14 protein-coding genes are annotated in these 17226 nt (G+C 57.0%); 8 read left to right on the forward strand and 6 right to left on the reverse strand.

What is annotated here, in order from left to right:
- Positions 1 to 21 precede the first annotated feature (21 nt).
- On the forward strand, positions 22 to 618 hold the full coding sequence (locus KRAC_RS56805; RefSeq protein WP_007922604.1) for a hypothetical protein: 597 nt from the start codon (positions 22 to 24) through the stop codon (positions 616 to 618).
- Complete coding sequence (locus KRAC_RS56810; protein ID WP_007922605.1) at positions 602 to 2074, forward strand: S41 family peptidase; 1473 nt, start codon at positions 602 to 604, stop codon at positions 2072 to 2074. Before KRAC_RS56805 ends, KRAC_RS56810 begins: the two co-directional genes overlap by 17 nt.
- Positions 2075 to 2319: 245 nt before the next feature.
- Here the strand turns inward: KRAC_RS56810 and KRAC_RS75070 are convergent, their stop codons facing one another.
- From KRAC_RS75070 to KRAC_RS56840, 6 genes are all read right to left on the reverse strand, one after another.
- Positions 2320 to 2553, reverse strand: a complete 234-nt coding sequence (locus KRAC_RS75070) for a PLDc N-terminal domain-containing protein (protein WP_007922606.1) — start codon at positions 2551 to 2553, stop codon at positions 2320 to 2322.
- A gap of 121 nt (positions 2554 to 2674) precedes the next feature.
- Positions 2675 to 3925 (reverse strand): RNA-guided endonuclease InsQ/TnpB family protein, encoded by a 1251-nt coding sequence (locus KRAC_RS64615; protein WP_052569414.1) that lies wholly within the window; start codon positions 3923 to 3925, stop codon positions 2675 to 2677.
- 494 nt (positions 3926 to 4419) lie between these two features.
- Positions 4420 to 5295 carry an ABC transporter ATP-binding protein gene (locus KRAC_RS56825; protein WP_040448765.1) on the reverse strand — a complete coding sequence of 292 codons (876 nt, stop codon included), beginning with the start codon at positions 5293 to 5295 and terminating at the stop codon, positions 4420 to 4422.
- Between the two features lie 43 nt (positions 5296 to 5338).
- Entirely contained in the window at positions 5339 to 6298 is a 960-nt protein-coding gene (locus KRAC_RS56830; protein ID WP_007922612.1) for an ABC transporter permease, read from the reverse strand.
- Between the two features lie 90 nt (positions 6299 to 6388).
- Positions 6389 to 7252, reverse strand: coding sequence for a hypothetical protein (locus KRAC_RS56835; RefSeq protein ID WP_007922613.1), 864 nt, complete (start codon positions 7250 to 7252; stop codon positions 6389 to 6391).
- On the reverse strand, positions 7253 to 7822 hold the full coding sequence (locus KRAC_RS56840) for an RNA polymerase sigma factor (RefSeq protein WP_040448554.1): 570 nt from the start codon (positions 7820 to 7822) through the stop codon (positions 7253 to 7255).
- Positions 7823 to 8336: 514 nt separating this feature from the next.
- Here KRAC_RS56840 and KRAC_RS56845 point away from each other — a divergent pair.
- The 6 genes from KRAC_RS56845 to KRAC_RS56870 all read left to right on the forward strand — a co-directional run bounded on the left by KRAC_RS56845 (position 8337) and on the right by KRAC_RS56870 (position 17181).
- On the forward strand, positions 8337 to 9032 hold the full coding sequence (locus tag KRAC_RS56845) for a response regulator transcription factor (RefSeq protein WP_007922615.1): 696 nt from the start codon (positions 8337 to 8339) through the stop codon (positions 9030 to 9032).
- Positions 9019 to 10491, forward strand: a complete 1473-nt coding sequence (locus KRAC_RS64620) for a sensor histidine kinase (protein ID WP_083815264.1) — start codon at positions 9019 to 9021, stop codon at positions 10489 to 10491. Before KRAC_RS56845 ends, KRAC_RS64620 begins: the two co-directional genes overlap by 14 nt.
- A 156-nt stretch (positions 10492 to 10647) precedes the next feature.
- Entirely contained in the window at positions 10648 to 12024 is a 1377-nt protein-coding gene (locus tag KRAC_RS56855; RefSeq protein ID WP_007922623.1) for an ABC transporter permease, read from the forward strand.
- A gap of 28 nt (positions 12025 to 12052) precedes the next feature.
- Positions 12053 to 12904: an ABC transporter ATP-binding protein gene (locus KRAC_RS56860; protein WP_007922625.1), complete on the forward strand. Its 852-nt coding sequence runs from the start codon at positions 12053 to 12055 to the stop codon at positions 12902 to 12904.
- A 316-nt stretch (positions 12905 to 13220) separates the two neighbouring features.
- Positions 13221 to 14624 carry a S1C family serine protease gene (locus KRAC_RS56865; RefSeq protein WP_007922627.1) on the forward strand — a complete coding sequence of 468 codons (1404 nt, stop codon included), beginning with the start codon at positions 13221 to 13223 and terminating at the stop codon, positions 14622 to 14624.
- Positions 14625 to 15072: 448 nt separating this feature from the next.
- Entirely contained in the window at positions 15073 to 17181 is a 2109-nt protein-coding gene (locus tag KRAC_RS56870) for an ArnT family glycosyltransferase (RefSeq protein ID WP_007922629.1), read from the forward strand.
- Positions 17182 to 17226 lie beyond the last annotated feature (45 nt).

The following is a 17226-nucleotide window of genomic DNA, read 5'->3' on the forward strand; positions in this document are numbered from 1 at the left end:
TGTCGAAATGGGAGCGAAGCTATGCTCAATAACAACGAACAAAACTCGCTACAAAGAAAGCCGGAGCGGCAGAAGAAACTGCGGCTTGCACCACTTCTGCTTCTGCTGGGAGGTGTCGTCATTATGGGCACTCTTCTTATGGTTGCCTGGCAAGTCTACACCACGAACCAGTCCCCTTCGAGCACAGGACGGGGATCCACGCAAGGCACGGAGGGCCCTACTCATGCTCCCTGGGATGACTACCCTGAGGTTTACTGGCAAACACTGAGAGCACAGGTCGCCCAGGGATTGCATATGACTGAGCAGCAAATACACGATAACTTGCACTCAACGCTTCTTGCAAATGCCTCCACCGGGAGCAACCAGACTGAGATAAGTTCAGCCGATGCCGCGCAATGGATGAGCGATCTTGCCAGCGCGCATGGTGTTTCGCAGGCGCAGCTCCATACTATAGAGGTTACTGCGGTCCAAAAGGCTCACACGATACTGGTAAACCAGCATGTTTTGACACAGCAGCAGGCAGACGAGAATATGCACATGATGAACCAGGACAACTTGAATTTTAATATGGTAAATGCGTTTTCCAGAGGAGACAAGACAAATGGGCAAGGTAAGTGAAAAGCCGGAGCTTCAGGGAAGAGAGACACTGGCGCCTCTCCCCGGCAGGCAATGGTGGCAGCAGGATAGTGTCACGCTTGTACGCCTGGCGAGTGTAGTAGGACTCATCGCAGCAGTTTTTTTGTATCTCGCATGGCGGGCGACGCCTCCCACTGTGTTAGGAACCTCATCATGCGACACTCGACCGTCATGGTTAGAGCCAGGGAGAACCCCGGCCCCCAGTAGCGTGCATACTATAGAGCAGGCATACAACTGTATTCTCGATACCTATCCGGCGACTCTCGATAATCGTAGACTGCTCCAGTATGCTATGGCTGGTCTGGTCGGCTACCTCGTTCAACAGCATCAAGATCAGCACAATGCCGTCTTGCCCGCGCTGACTGGCAATCGTCAGACGGATTGGCAGGCGTTTCAGAAGACCTATACGACGATGACAGCTCATCTTTCGTTGAACCAACAGAGTCTTGTTGGCGCAGCGATCACAGAGATGGTGAATGGCTTACATGATAATCATGCCCATTACATTCCCTTCTCCAACCTCAACACCGGGGGATCAGCCTCCCAGCCCAACACCCAGATGGGGCTGGGCATTGTCCTCTCTTTCGATCCCGACCAGCTTGCAGATGCCGCGCCTCCGCTTTATATTCTTGGCGTTGATCCCGGCAGCCCGGCGGAGCAGGCCGGATTGCGACCCGGTGATATCATCGTCACTATCAACGGCCTTTCCCCTTTTATCAGTCAGAAGCCAGTGTCGGAGATCATTAACCAGCTCAGTGATTCGAAGCCCGTACAGTTACAGATACAGCATCCGGGTGCTGCTGACACGAAGAACGTACGTCTGATTGCTGCCGCTTATCCTGCCCTGCCTCTCGCCTCCAAACGTCTGCTGCCCGGTAACATTCTCTATGTGCGACTGACCCGATTTAAGACGGGCGTAGCAGACCAGATACGCCGCGCCGTGCAGGAGGCCGGGGCGGCGCAACTCAAAGGCTTGATCCTCGATCTACGCGGGAACGGAGGTGGAGATGTAGAGGAACAGAGGCGTGTTATCAGCATGTTTGTCCATAATCAGATCATCGCATCCTTTGTTGACAAACAGGGGCAACGCACAGATCAGAGGACCAATGATAGTCTACCGCTATTCCACATCCGGCTGGTGGCTTTGATTGACCGAGGCTGCGCATCTGCCTGCGATGCTACCGCCACGGATATTCATGACCTCCATCTGGGGCGCCTGGTAGGAGAAAGGACGGCGGGAGCGGTCTCTGGACCATCGACAGATTTGTTCCTCGACGATGGGGGCGTAATAGGGTTGCCGGTTGCATTTATGCAAGGGCCTGCTGGTGAGATTGTTGATGGCATTGGCGTGCCGCCTGACGACGAGGTACATCCCACACCGCAAGCTCTGGCCGCAGGCCATGACCCCGTCCTTGAGAAAGCGCTTCAGGATCTCTAGCAAGACCTCAAATTCAAGGAAGCCAGGAGAAGATGAAGGAGACAGCCAGATCAGCGCTTCATCATCTTCTTTCTCTGGTTGACACCGGTTTGACGGTAGTCATCTGATGCAGGCCAACCTTGCCTTGGTCAATACCCTTCTGCTTCGGGAGATTCTGGCCGAGGAGAAATGGAAACAGGCCATGAAGCAGGGGAAGACTGACGCGGATTGACTCCGCATTTACACGTATCCTCAGCTTACCTCCGCTACCGCTGATACAGACGTTTGCGCTTAGGACGACGCACGAAGTAATAGATGATGCCACCAATTCCACCGGTAAAGATGATGATCAGTAGCCAGAGCAACTTTTCATTGCTCTCAGGAGGCTCGTTCGTCGCACAATCGATGAGCATCCAGATCCAGATCACCAGCAGAGCGATCCCAACAAGGCCGAAGAGACAGCTCAGAGCGAGCACGAGTAGACCAAAAAGACCTGACACAATAACTCCTCCTCTTCTGTGTTATATGTGGTAACGGGAGATGTTTTCCCTTGTTTGCAATGGGAGATTGGAGAACAATTTTCTTCCAGTCTGCCTTTCTAAATCTACTCAAATGTGCTTATCAACCCTCGAATAGATTCAATTGCTGCACTTGGCCCTCACAGGAAGTCCCCATGACTTCTACGCCGCTTTGGGTCGCCTGCAGCACATCGCACTCAGGACGAGCCTGAGTGTATGGCCCTCGCCGGGCAAGGAACCTCGTCAAGATGTTGTGAGCACTATTCTCATCTCGGTCCATGACGAGTCCACATTCCGCGCACTGATACGTTCTTTTCCACAGGGGCATGGCGTGCAGATTTCCACAGCCACTACACTGCTTAGACGTGTTGCGCTCATCTACGAACTGAAGCCCTTTCCCATACAACTGGCATTTATAGGTGAGCATCTGGACAAAGGCATACAGGCCCCAGTCGTTATAGACTGCCCGATTGAGCGTCCTGTTGCGCTCCTGATGCTCTTTCATGACCATCTGCCGCTGAGAAAGATCGCCCACGACGACAGTTCTCTCAACCAATCGTCGTGCGATGAGATGCGATGCCTTGTGCAGGCTATCGCGCTGTTTGTTGCGCTTCCTCTGCGAAACGCGCTTGTACACCTTGCTCAGATGAAGATAACGACGGGACTTCTTCTTGCACTTGCCGCGTTTCGAGCGAAGCCGATCCAACTGCTTGTTGTACCAACGCGAGCCTTTGAACCCACCGATGTGATAGATTCGGCCCTCTTGCGTGACCCCAGTTGCCAGCGTCTTGATGCCCAGATCGAAAGCCACGGTGTTGCCATCGCGTTTGGCTTGCTCGGGCTCTCGGTAGCTGAAAGAGGCGTAGTAGTTACCTCTGCCATCGCGACTGATCGCCACCTCTCGAAAGCCTTCTGGAGGCAGTTCGGTGAGGTGAGCACGGATGGCAGGAAAGCGTTTGTGCTTGCCCTTGCCTCCTGTGGGCAAGATGAGGGTGTTTCCCTCAAGCGTGAGATACATCGCCGGGTAACAGAGGGTAAAGAAGCCATGGCGAGGGCGCACGCGGGGAAAGCCTGGGGTTTCCCCATTGGCGACGCGACGAAAGAAGGCTCGCATGGCCCCATCCAGGCGATAGTACACTTCCGCAAGCAATTTCCCATAGACCTGATTAAGTTCAGGATCATGGGCACGGCTCTCGGCCAGCGTTTTCTTGCAGGCGTTGAAGCGCCACTTCTCACCGTCTCGCAATTTCATCACCCACCAATTGTAGAGCCCTCTGCATTTGCCTTGCATGAACTCAAGGGTAGCCATGTCTTGCTCGCTGAGGTCAAGTTTGATTTTTTTGCAGAGGAGCATGAAGACCCCTTCCCTTTCAACACCACACTGAGAGAGAGACGTCGCCTCTTTCGCTAGAAACATCAGATATTCTGGTTTAGAACACTTTTTCTCATCTGGTACGTGTAGCATACCATGCTATCGTCTCTCTGTCAACGCCTCCAAAGGTGGACAACAAGCGCACATTTAAGCAGAGTCGCGCACATGTTCGATTGCTGTTCTTACGCTCCTTTCGTCCCGGATCGAATGGGATAGTCGGTCAAACCCATCGAAGGCGGGCATCACCACTAAGTGAGTTGAAACAATCGAAGAGTTGGCTTGACCAACAAAGACTGAGGTAAGGATAGGGGAGAAAAGGCAGGAAGCGCTATGAACCAGTTCACAAGAGGCGTGTCTTCTCATAGGGAGATGAAAGGGTGGGGATGCGGGAGATCTCTGTGACGCGAGAGATCTCCTGGTATGCCTGAGTGCATGTGAGCCAGGCGCTCCTCCTGGTAATGGCGTGCGCACTCCTGTCAAACCTGAACTGCTTGCCTGCCTGTGGCCAGCAGATAGGCCTCTTCCAGGCTAGGGTCAATGACGACGGCAGCCTCGTGCGGGCGCGTCGCGCTGACGATGCGCAGCGTGATGCCATGCACCTGGTTGACCATCGTGCTGACTTGATAGCTCGCCTGCAACTGCAAGGCCGTGGCCTGATCAGTGGTTACACTCCAGACCGATCCCGCCGCGCTTGCCAGCAACGCCTCCGGCGTCGTATCGGCCAGCACGCGCCCCTCCCGCAAAATCAGTAAGCGGTTCGCCACGGCCTCCACATCGCTGATGATATGGGTACTCAGCATGATGATCCGGTTGCTGGTCAGGCTGGCGAGCAGCGTACGAAAACGCACGCGCTCGGCGGGGTCAAGTCCGGCGGTTGGCTCATCGACAATCAAGAGTTCGGGGTCGTTCAAGAGGGCCTGCGCGATGCCGATGCGCTGCTTCATGCCGCCAGAATAGGCGGGCAGCTTGCGATCGGCCACCTGCTCCAGATTCACAATCTCCAGCACTTCATCGACGCGCCGGTGGACGAGCGAGGTGGGCAGCCCCTTCATCGCGGCCAGGTAGCGCAGGAACTGGCGTCCCGTGAACTCTGGATAGACGCCAAAATCCTGGGGCAAATAGCCCAACACCTGCCGGAGTGTCTGGCCATGGGTGCGAATGTCCTGCCCATTCCAGCGGATGGTCCCCTCGGTCGGTTCCAGCAGCGTCGCGATCATGCGCATCAAGCTCGTCTTGCCCGCGCCGTTGGGGCCAACCAACCCCAGCATGCCCGGAGCGCCCCGCAGCGACAACTCACGCAGCGCCCAGTGTTGGCCGTAGCGCTTGCTCAGGCGTTCAATCGTCAATTCCATCATGGTTCTCTCTTTCTTTGTTGTGCGCTCATGGACAAACATTTTAGCTGAGCGTGTCGCGGGAGCGCTGGAAGGCAAGGGCCGCAACCAGCACCAGCAGCAGGCTGACCCCGGAAAGCCCCAGGTGTGGCGCGAACCAGCCCGCGATGTCAGGCATCTTGTTCTCAACGCTAAGAATGAACTGCTGAAACTGCGCCTCGTTCGTGATCGTCGGGCCGAGGTGAATGGCATATACAGGAAGGAGCCCAAGCGCGGTGATCCCACTGGTCGGGTCCCAATTGACATACCAGGCAGGAGGAGTGGTACCGCCTAGCCCGAGGGGGATCACCAGTCCCCCCACGATCCATGCGACCATGATCACCACCTTGACCAGTGTGGACAGGCGCGGGAGCAGGGTGCTCAGGGCAAAACCGAAGCTGCTGACCAGGATCGCCGCCGACAGCACCATGCCAACCCAGAGAAGCAGCACGGCGCCGATTTCTGGCGCTGGATAGTCGGTGGTGGTCAGATGCAGCAGCCAGCCCATCCCCAGGATGGAGGCCAGCAACAGGAGCGCCAGTCCCAGGCTCATCACCAGGCCCGCCAGGTAGCGTCCCCAGACATATGCCCAGGTTGGCAGAGCGGTGGTCATCAACAGTTCGTGCGTGCGCCGGGTCAGGTCCCGCGTCACGCCATCAGCCGTGACAAAGGGCAGGAGGAGAGCCAGCACCACCAGAACGATTGGCAGGATATGAAGAAGTCCCCCTGCGCTGGTTCCGGCAACGAAGCCGCTGAGCGGTTCGCCACCACCGCCGCCAACCGCCACGCCTGCACCGATTTGCTCTGGTGCGTGCAGGGCCCACGTCATGAGGAGCAAGAAACCGAAGAGGCCGAGAGCCTGAAACCAGAAGAGGCGGCTGGCGAGAAAGCGACGAAATTCCCAGGCCATAACGCTCAGGAGCGGACTCGGGCGCCCAATCGCTTGGGTTTGTTGGCCGGTGCCGGTCAATGCAGTGATATTCACGATACTCTCCTTTTATGTATTAGAGTTTGAAGGTGCGACACTTGCTGCACGTGCCTCTTACGAGCCAGCCCTCAAAAAGGTTCGCGAACCTTATGGGCGAGGGAGTAGGCGGTGCATGTCAGCGTGGAGGCGCAGCAGCGCGATGGCCAGCAGCACGACGCCAATACAGCCCGGTAGTACCGAAAGCTCAGGCGTGAGCAGGAGCGCCTGGAGATTGGTGGTGCTGCAGATGGTCAGGATGGCCAGCCAGCTTCCATAGGACAGGGAGGCTGCTGCCTGGACCGAGAGGCGAAGCGTCAGCAGCAGAGCCAACCCCGCGACTAGGAGCAAGGGCATGAGCCAGGAGAGCGTCAGCGCCAGCACATGCTCAGCGCCGCCCGCCCAGAGCGCCAGACCCAGCGCCAGACCCAGGCCAACATCATAGCCCAGCACAATCACCAGCCGGGCCATGACTAGCTGTAGCGGCGAGGGCGGGCAGACCAGTTCCAATTCCAGCACCCGCGCTCCTCTCCCGCGAAAAGCGACGAGGGTCCCCAGGTAGGCCAGAAGCGGCCCGCTGGCGCGCAGCACCACTTCCTGGTCGGAAAGGATTTTGCTCAACACGACCACGGAACCCACCAGGGTCACGAGCGCGCTCACCAGCCAGAAGCCCAGGCCGAAGAGGCTGACTTGTGCGCGGGCTGTTGCCAGTAGCAAGGAGGCGTTCGCGTGCCGGCGCTGTTGATGCGCGCGGATGGCCTGGCGCACAGGCGAAGGCGCGGGCAGCGCGGGCGTCAGCCGGGCAAGCAGACGCCGGGTGTCTGCGGGTTCCGGCTGTGGTGCCTGCCACTCGGACAGGCGACGCAAGGCAGGAAGCAGATCAGCGCGCTCTTCTGGCGAGGCTCCCTGCTCGCGCAGCAACTCTCCTAGTTGCTCTGGCTGCTCAAACGGCCAGGGTGATTGGGGATGGGACATCTAATCCACTCCTTCCTGTACTGGGGCCAGCATAGCGCGCAAGCGGTGAACACCCACCGAGAGCCGCGATTTGACCGTGCCCAGCGGAATATGAAGCGTCTCGGCAATTTCTTGTAAGCTGAAACCTTGATAAAAGCGCAGGACCAACACGACGCGGTAGTCCTCGCCAAGCTGCGCGAGCGCAGCCCGCACCTCATCGCCTTGCTCTGCCGCCAGAGCGCATTCTTCCGGGCCAGGCTCGCTATCGAACAGGTGGAGCAGCACTTCCTCCTCATCCCCCTCTCGCCACGACGTTCGCACTGCGGCGGACTTGAAGTAGTCGCGGGCCAGGTTCGTGGCAATCATGTAAAGCCAGGGCTTGAAAGGGCGACCGGCCTGGTACGTGCGTTGCCGGAGCACATGCAGCAACGTTTCTTGAACCAGATCTTCGGAAAGGTGCAGATCACCGCCAACAAGCCGATAGAGATAGCCGAGCAGTGGGGCGTGATGGCGAGTCACCAGCGCGGCCAATGCCACCTGGTCCCCTGCCATCACGGCTGTCATCAACTGTTCGTCGCTGCTCTCTTGCATAGGACGCGGCTTTTTGACTCCTTCCGTCTTGTGCTGTTCCCTGTTACGAGCGAGAGCCACAAAAGGTTCGCGCGTGCTGGGTGCGTTTCGTTGGTGGAAGTGCTTCGATGGTGGCCCTCGCCACCGCGTTCTGGAGTCATCACCGATTTCCCTGCCTTCTCCGAGACGCGCGGATTTTGGCAGGGAAACAGGCGGATGCATCCCCAAGGAGATTACGACGCGCCAAGCATGACACGACCAGGGGAGCAAGGCAAAAGCCCGATCATCCTCTCAGAAAAGGGAGAGCAGAGGAGGAGGAGTCATCTACAACTCATATACTAATTGGTAGAGAAGAGCAAAGTGAAGCAAAATTCATGTGTCACTGATTTGCAGTAGGAGAAAATTGAGAGTCATTCCTCACAAAAAGCTTACAACTTTTGTGTACAGTAGAAACAGTAGAAACGACCGATCTCTCTTTCTCGTTCTTAGTTCCGGGCTCTCATTGAAAAACGCTCACACCATCTGAGGTAGAACCATGAAATACAAAATTCTTGTTGTGGATGACGATAAAAAAACGGTGGATTTGATCCGACTCTCCCTGAAAAACGAACATTTCGAGACGCTGGAAGCGTATGACGGGATTGAAGCCCTGGCATTGACTCGGAGTGAGGCTCCTGACCTGATTATTCTTGATTGGATGTTACCGCATGTTGGCGGCCTCGACCTCTGCCGGATTGTGCGCTTAGAATCCACTATTCCAGTGATTATGTTGACCGCCAAAGCCACGGAAGATGATAAACTCCTGGGATTGAACCTGGGCGTGGATGATTACCTGACCAAACCATTCAGCCTGCGTGAGCTGGTCGCGCGTGTGCGCGTCGTGCTCCGCCGGACGTACCGGTCTGAGGAACGTCCCGCAACGCTGCATTTTAGCGATCTCGTGATCAACGTGCAGAGGCACGAGGTCTGGCTCAGCGGGAAAGCGATCCGCCTCACCCCCAAAGAGTTCAAGCTCCTTGAGACGTTTGTCCGCAATCCTGGCCGGATCTTTAGCCGTGAGGAGTTGGTGGAACGGGTCTGCGGCTCAAACTACGATGGCTTTGATCGCGCTATAGACTTTCATCTGGGAAATTTGCGCAAGAAAATCGACACTCATTCCGAGCAGCCCTCGTACATCCAGACCGTACACGGCGTCGGCTATACATTGAGGAGAGCAAATGATGTTGCATAGCCTGCGTTTCCGCCTCATTTTCATGTTTATGCTGGTAGTCATGGTAGCGGTGGGTACCGTCGCACTGTTTGCCAGCCAGGCGACAACCAACAACTTGCAGATCTACACTCAGGCCAAGGACGACCAGCAGGTCATCTCGACGATGCTCACTGCCTACACTCAGCATCAGAGCCAATCAGCGTTACAAAATCTGGCAGAACAGTTGGCGCGCAGCTCGCACCGGCGTATCGTCCTGTTCGATCATCAAAGGCTTGTCATCGCCGATTCAGAGCGCACACTCATTGGGCAGACGCTTCCTCCAGGACCAGAGTTTTTTGTTACCTCATACTCTTCCTCCTCTGACACCTCTTCTCCACTCTCAGCACCGCTCTATATTCCCACGGATCTGTCGTCTCAGCCTCCCAGCCAGGGCGTCGTTACCTCTTTTCAGGGCATCTCTTTATCCACCGATAACTCACCAGAAGCAAGCTTTCTGACGTCTGTGAATCACTCGCTCTGGCTGGCCATCCTCATCGCCGGGCTCACTGCTCTGCTGCTGGCCCTGGTGTTTGCCCAGACGATTCTGAAACCGCTCCATACGCTCAAGACGATTGCCGAACGGATGGAGCAAGGCGACCTGAGCCAGCGGGTTTCCATCACAACCAGAGGCGAAATCGGAGCGCTCGCTCACGCCTTCAATGCGATGGCTGATAGCCTGAGCCGCTCGGAGCAATTGCGCCGCAACCTGGTCAGCGATGTGGCTCACGAACTACGCAACCCTCTGATGAACATTCGAGGCTATCTGGAACTCCTCCAGGATCAGGTGCTCGAGCCAACGCCGGAGACCCTCGCCTCGCTCTATGAAGAGACCTCTCTGTTGAACCGGCTGGTAGCCGATCTGCAGGATGTCTCCCTGGCCGAGGCTGGCCAACTGCACCTGACGCGCCAGCCAATCGAGCTTGCAGATATCGCGAGCCAGGCCGTCCAGATCGTCCAGCCACACCTGGCAGAGAAACAGCTGACGCTGCATGTGTCTATTCCCTCCGATCTCCCCCATATCGAAGCCGACCAGGAACGGGTCGCTCAGATTTTGCGCAATCTGTTAAGCAATGCCATCAGGCACACTCCCAGCCAGGGAGAGATCTGTCTCGCCGCCGGTCTCAGCGAAGCGGGAGTCCACATAAGTGTGCGGGATACCGGGGTTGGTATTGCGCCTGAACACCTCCCCTACCTCTTCGAGCGTTTCTATCGCGCCGACTTCTCCCGCGCCCGCGCCACCGGTGGCACAGGGCTGGGTCTGGCTATCGTCAAGCAGGTGGTCCAGGCTCACGGCGGCCAGGTAAGCGTCGAGAGTCAGGTAGGGAAGGGTACCTGTTTTACGTTTACGCTACCCGTCGCAGCCCTCGCCCCCGCGCATCAGGATCTTTTACCCGTCGCTTTCATCTCCAAAGAGCGGTTTTCACCAGGGATCAGGTGCTGATGGCTCACCACACCTGATCCTTACTATTTCCTCGCACGTTCCTCGCACGTTCCTCACATCGATCACCTATCCTATGTATGGCAGAGAAAAGCCGTTTCTTCTCTTTCATGATTTTCTTCATGAATAGCCAGTGTAAGATAAGAAAAGGAGTTTTTCATGAAACTCGTCATACGGAGCATCAGGAACGTGCTTCGCAACCCGCTCAGGATGATTCTCGTGGTCATACTCCTGGGAACGAGCCTGATGTTTGTCGCAGCAATGGTGAGCCTGAGCGCAAACTCGCAACAGGAACTCGCCACAGTGCATAAGAAGGTAGGGACGGGTATTACGGTAAGTTACGCGTCCAACGATGCCAGAAACGCGCAGCAAAGCGGCGGGTCAGTCATAATCGGTCCATCCACAGGGAATGGGAACGGGCCTTCCTTGGCCGGGAAGGGTCCCACACCCATTCCAAATAGCGCAGTCGCGAAGATCAGGAAGACCCAGGGGGTCGCGAATGTGCAGGAGAGCCTGGCGCGTCCAGACATGGAAGGGGCTCTCAAAGGCAGTCAGCTGACCGATCCTACTGGACAGAGGGTGAACGCACCTCTCTTCGTGAACGGCATTTCCAGCAACGTCACCAATTTTACCCTGATGGGTGGGGATACCCCAAGGCTGGTGGCTGGACGCGGCTTTCGATCCAGCGATGCCAACGCCAATGTGGCGTTGATGGATAAGGATGTGGCGAAGGCCAATAACCTGCACGTTGGCGCAACCTTCAAATTGCACGGGACCACCTTCACGCTTATCGGGCTCTATACCACGACAAATCAATTCTCGGGCAGCAGCGTGATCCTGCCGATGGCGACCATGCAGAGGGTGTTTGGCATCAATGGCGTGGATAGCGTGACGCTCAACGCGGCCAGTTACGAGCAGGTTGAGGCCGTCGCGGCCAGGCTGCGCAGCGCACTGGGGAAGGCGTACGATGTTGTCACTCAGGATGCCCCGTACAGCAACGTGTTTCAGGCGCTCCAGGTGGCGCAAAACAGCATCCAGGTTGCCCTGTTCGTCTCGTTTCTCATCGCGGCAGCCGTAATCGTTTTCGCGGTGCTCATGCTGGTGCGCGAACGGACAGCAGAGATCGCCATCCTCAAGACCATCGGCGCCTCCCATTTGCAGGTCCTCAGACAGTTCTGGACGGAAATCGCGGCATTGAGCGCCACGGCAGCAGCGCTGGCCGTTCTCCTGCTCGTAACCGTGGGACCTTTCATCTCCCAGAAGTTCGATATTGATGCGTCCTCACTGGCAAATGCCAGTGCTCCTGGTCCGAACCAATCCTCTGGTCCTGGTTTGATCATCAATGGCGTGACGTCAAGCTCAACAGCGTCAAATCATCTGAGCGATGTGCACCTGGCAGCAGCCACACTTAATGCCCAGACGCTGCTGATTATCGTGGGAGTAGGCATCGGGCTGGCACTCCTCACGAGCCTGATCCCCACCTGGTTCGTCTCCCATATCAAGCCCGCCGAGGTCTTGAGAAAAGCCAGTCATTAAACGATTTGAAGAGAGGAGATCATTTCTTATGGATGCAGAATTCTTTTCTGTGGAACACACACACACGCAACTGGACCTGGCACCGCCTGTGGAACAACAGCCAGAGCAACCAGAGCAACCAGGCCCAACCCTGCCAACGGTGACCGTTGTTGCCGAAGGATTGAGCAAATCCTTTCGGTTCGCAGGTGAGGTGATTCAAGCGGTTGATGAGGTCAGCTTTGCCTTTACCGAGGGACAATTTATCGCGATTCTGGGACCCAGCGGGTGTGGAAAATCCACGCTTCTCTATCTATTGGGAGGACTGGATAAGCCCACCTCGGGGGAACTGTTGATTGACGGAGTAGATGTCAAAAAGCTCTCAGGTGGACAGGAGCACCGCTTCAGAAGGCAAAAGCTCGGCTTCGTGTTTCAATCCTTCCACCTCATCCCCGGCCTAACCGCGCTCGAAAACGTGATGCTGCCCATGGAACTCAAGGGAGGCATGACGAACGCAGATCTGCACGAACGAGCACATACCTTGCTCAGACGGGTCGGCCTCGATGAGAATCGGCACACGCATAAACCAGGCAAGTTATCCGGTGGACAACAGCAGCGCGTGGCTATCGCCCGCGCGCTGGCCAACAATCCCAGGGTGATCCTGGCCGACGAACCAACCGGCAATGTGGACTCGCGCAACGGCAAACTGATTATTCAGTTATTGAAGCAGCTTGCTGAACAAGGGCGGACGGTCATCGTGGTGACGCATGACCGCAGTATTGCGGAAGTCGCGGATGTGCGTATGGAAATGGAGGATGGACAGATCAAAACGATGGAGAACTACGTGCGGCCAATCAACAGCAGATCATTACCACAGAAGCAGAAGAAAGGTCGCAAGCGATAAAGCACTGAGCGGCTTCTGCTGTATCCCGCTCTCCACCAAAGCCTATTGGTCGCCGGAGGGCGGGAGGAAGATGCGAAAAAGGGAACCTTACCCCTTCTGGAAAGGAACCGTTTGAGCGTTCCCTCTCGCTCTATTGCGCCATCAGAGCTTTGTATGTGACGCAACCGCAGGCGACCAGTCAGCGGGAAGAAGGCTGGCGTATCGAGAAGAGAGCCATACGGATATCGCCGGGAGGTGCGCACATAGAGTTCCTGACGAGAGACGTGAAAAACTGAAGGATACGAAAAAAGGGCTATCATAAGGGGAAGAAGAACGTATGCAACCTATAGATGAGCATCTGTTGCGGCCAACCATCAATGAACGAACCAATCATGAGCAATCCGCCCAGGAAACACCGGAAGACTGGGAGAGCAGGTCGTTTGAGACACAACCAGGGCCGACCCATCGCCCGCCAGGTGCGAACACCTTCGGACATGCTTCTCCACCCGCCACGCCTGCCGGGCTGCCCTCCTCGACCCCCACCGAGCCAGCGGCTCAGCCAGGCATGCTGGGTACACAGCCTGGGATGCTTGCAAACCAGCCAGTACAACCCCGGCGCTCAGGACTGCGCACCAGCGCGTTGATCGCCCTGACGTCCTTGCTGGCCCTGGTCTTCGCGGTTGGACTCTTCGCAGGCTGGCAGTTCGGGCGCACCGGCGGCACCGCGCTCTCGCCCTCAAGCACGAGCACGCTCCAGCCTGGCACGAGCTCCAACGTAACCGTGCCACCACTGACCGGCAACAACGCGGATGCCGTGCGCGAAGCGGTCATCAGCAAAGTACAGCCGGGAGTTGTGCAGGTTCACGTGAGTAGTCCGGGCCAGCAGGCGTTGGGTTCGGGCGTGATTATCGATGGGCGTGGATATATCGTCACCAATAACCATGTGGTTGCAGGGGCGAGCACCGTCCAGGTGACGCTCGCAAATGGTACCATGCTGCCCGCGACCGTGGTGGGGACCGATCCGGCGGATGACCTGGCCGTGATGAAAATCACCCCCCCTGCCTCTGGCCTGACGACGATGCATCTGGGTGATTCGTCCAAATTACGTGTTGGGCAGGGCGTTCTGGCCATTGGCAGCCCACTGGGCAACGCAGAGACGGTGACGAGCGGCATTGTGAGCGCACTCAATCGCAACGTTTCTGAGGGTCAGAACGGCCCAGTTCTGCCCGATGCCATTCAGACGGACGCGCCTATCAACCCCGGCAATAGCGGCGGCGCACTGCTCGATATGCAGGGCAACCTGATCGGGATACCCACGCTGAACGCGATCGATACCGAGTTTAACACCCCCGCGAATGGTTTGGGTTTCGCCATTCCGGTGAATCGCATCAACTTTATCGCCCAACAGATGATCGCTGATGGCCATGTCACCCATACTGGCCGCTCTATCCTGGGGGTGATAGTCACCAATGTGGATCAACAGGTAGCGGCGAAGAATCACCTCAGCGTTACTTCTGGGGTCATGCTTGTCAACGTCACCTCTTCTGGACCGGCTGCTTCAGCTGGCATGAAAACAGGCGATGTGATTGTGCAACTGGGCAACAGAACCGTCAAGAGCGCCAGCGATCTGAGCACGGCCCTGCTCCAACACAAGCCGGGCGATGTCGTCGCAGTGAAAATCTATCGCGGCACCCAACAGGTAACGCTCAACGTCTCCCTGGGTGAACTGCCGGTTGGCTAGAGCGCGAATTCGGGGTCTACCATTTTTTCCTAGCAACATTCCCGCTAAGCAAAGAGAGAAATAGCAGATAATAGTGCTATTTCATGGAGAAGCTGCATTGAATCACGGCCCATGAGCAATCGTCCAAGCAGAAAGATGACTCTTCATCCTAATGTCTGAGATAAGAGCCAACCTTCACGGCTGATTGAGAGGTCATGATGCATAGTTTACATCTATTGCATCAAATGACATCTGCTTAGCGGGAATGTTGCTGAAAAAAATTAGTATGAGCCCGAATCTGTGCCGCCTCATCAGACATTTCTACAAGGGGAGTTCCACGATGACAGGCGGCAGAACAGACTGCGAGAGTAGCAAGTGCGAATCATCCCTTTCATCTTTGTAGGCAGGTATCTATCGTGTGATGATCTTCCTTCCTCGAAGGCGAGAATCGCAACAGGAGAAAAGAGATATGGCTGAGACTATCACAACAAGTAATCAGGCTGAGCCTGAGTATCCGACAGAACAACCGGAGCCGCAGAAAGACACTGTAGTCTGGCAGCGCATAGCGCTGGGAGCAATTCTTCTCATCTCTGTCTTCATGAACTTCTACAAGTTGGGGCAAATCGGCTTCGATACGTATTATCCCCCCGCCGTGAGAAGTATGATGGACAACTGGCATAATTTCTTTTTCGCCGCCTACGATCCAGGTGGCTTCACGTCGCTCGACAAGCCACCTGTGGGCTTCTGGTTGCAGGTGCTGAGCGCCAAAATCTTCGGCCTCACCCCTTTCAGCGTGCTCTTGCCCCAGGCACTGTGTGGCGTGCTGGCGGTGCTGCTGCTCTATTCTCTGGTACGCCGCCAGTTTGGGGCAACGGCTGGTTTGCTGGCAGCGCTTGCTCTGGCACTCTCGCCGGTCAGTATCGTCACCAATCGCAACGTGACGATTGATAGCACCCTGGCTCTGGTCCTGCTCGTGGGAGCCTGGGCCGTCCTGCGGGCGGCTGCGACCGGGCGGCCGCGCTGGCTCCTGCTGTGCGCCGCCATGGTCGGCATCGGCTTCAATATCAAGATGCTGGAGGCGTACCTGGTGCTTCCTGCCTTTGGACTGCTCTACCTGCTTGCCGCGCCCACCAGCATCTGGAAGCGTCTCTGGCACCTGGCGGTTGCCTTGCTCTTGCTCCTGGTGATTTCGTTCTCCTGGGCGCTGGCAGTGGACCTCACCCCGGCGACGCTTCGGCCGCATGTTGGCTCTACCCAGGAGAACTCGGAGATCGGCCTGGCTCTTGGCTACAATGGCCTCCAGCGTCTGCTGGGGGTGGGGATAAAAGGAGGAACGGCTACTCCCAACAACGTACAATCACCTGGCAGCACATCTGGCAGTCAAGCAGGCCCTGGCAAGGGAAAGGCACCAGCGGGGATCTCTATCACTACAGGGAACGGTACCTGGAATGCCCCGGGGAACGCTGTTCCAGCTCCATTCCACCTCTTCACTGAACCTCTTGCAGGCCAGAGTGGCTGGCTCTTGCCGCTGGCGATTGTTGGGATGATCGCGCTTGTGAAATTTCGGCGTCCTCGTCCGCGAAGTGATCGCACACTGCAAGCGCTGATTCTCTGGGGCATGTGGTTGCTCACGATGGGCGTCTTCTTTAGCGTCGCGGGTTTCATTCACGAGTACTACCTGACGGTGATGTATCCAGCTCTTGCGGCGCTGTGCGGGATTGGTCTGGTGACGATGTGGCAGGACTATCGTCGTTCGGGCTGGCGCGCCTGGTTGTTGCCCCTGGCGCTGATCGCCACGGCCGCTGAACAGGTCTTCATCCTCACCGGTTATCCCAATTGGGGCCGCTGGATGATCCCGCTGCTCATCGTGCTGTGCGCCCTGGCAGTGTTGGTGCTCATCGGCGCCCGCCTCCCATTGCGCTTCACACGTAATGAGAGGGTGGCCCGCCTGCTCATGCCTGCACTGGCTCTTGGGCTGGTTGCCCTGGTACTTGGCCCGACACTGTGGGCAGCCATCCCCATCTTCCAGGGAACGGAATCGGATCTGCCGCTGGCGGGTCCCAGTCAAAATGATGGCCCTATGGGGGGCTTGAACCCCATGAAGAAAGGGGTCGTGGATAAGGGCGGCGTGGATCCAGCGCTGATTCGCTACCTGTCGACCCATCAGGGGAACGCGCAAATCCTGGCCGCTGTGGCTGGTATGGCTGATGACATCATTCTCGCGACCAACAAGCCGGTGATCCCACTCGACGGTTTCTCAAGCTATCCCCTGACGACCAGCGAACTCGCGTCCCTCGTCTCCTCGGGTAAGCTACGCTTCCTGCTGCTGAACGAGCCGCAAGATCCCAATCAGGGTCCCCAGCAGGGACAGGGGCAAACCATAGGAAAGATAGGCGGCGGGTCCGCTGGTACTCATGGAGAAGATGTGCTTACCTGGGCGAAGCAGCACTGTAAGGTGGTACCGTCGAGCCAATGGCAATCTTCCTCATCCGGTCCCAGCGCTAGTTCTGGCCCCCAGCTCGGTTCTGGCCCTAATCCCAACGACATGAAGTTGTACGATTGCGCCGCTGCACACTGATGATCCACGAGCGTTCGGGCACCGGGGCGACAAGACACCGGTGCC

The sequence above is a fragment of the Ktedonobacter racemifer DSM 44963 genome (assembly GCF_000178855.1).
GTDB lineage: Bacteria > Chloroflexota > Ktedonobacteria > Ktedonobacterales > Ktedonobacteraceae > Ktedonobacter > Ktedonobacter racemifer.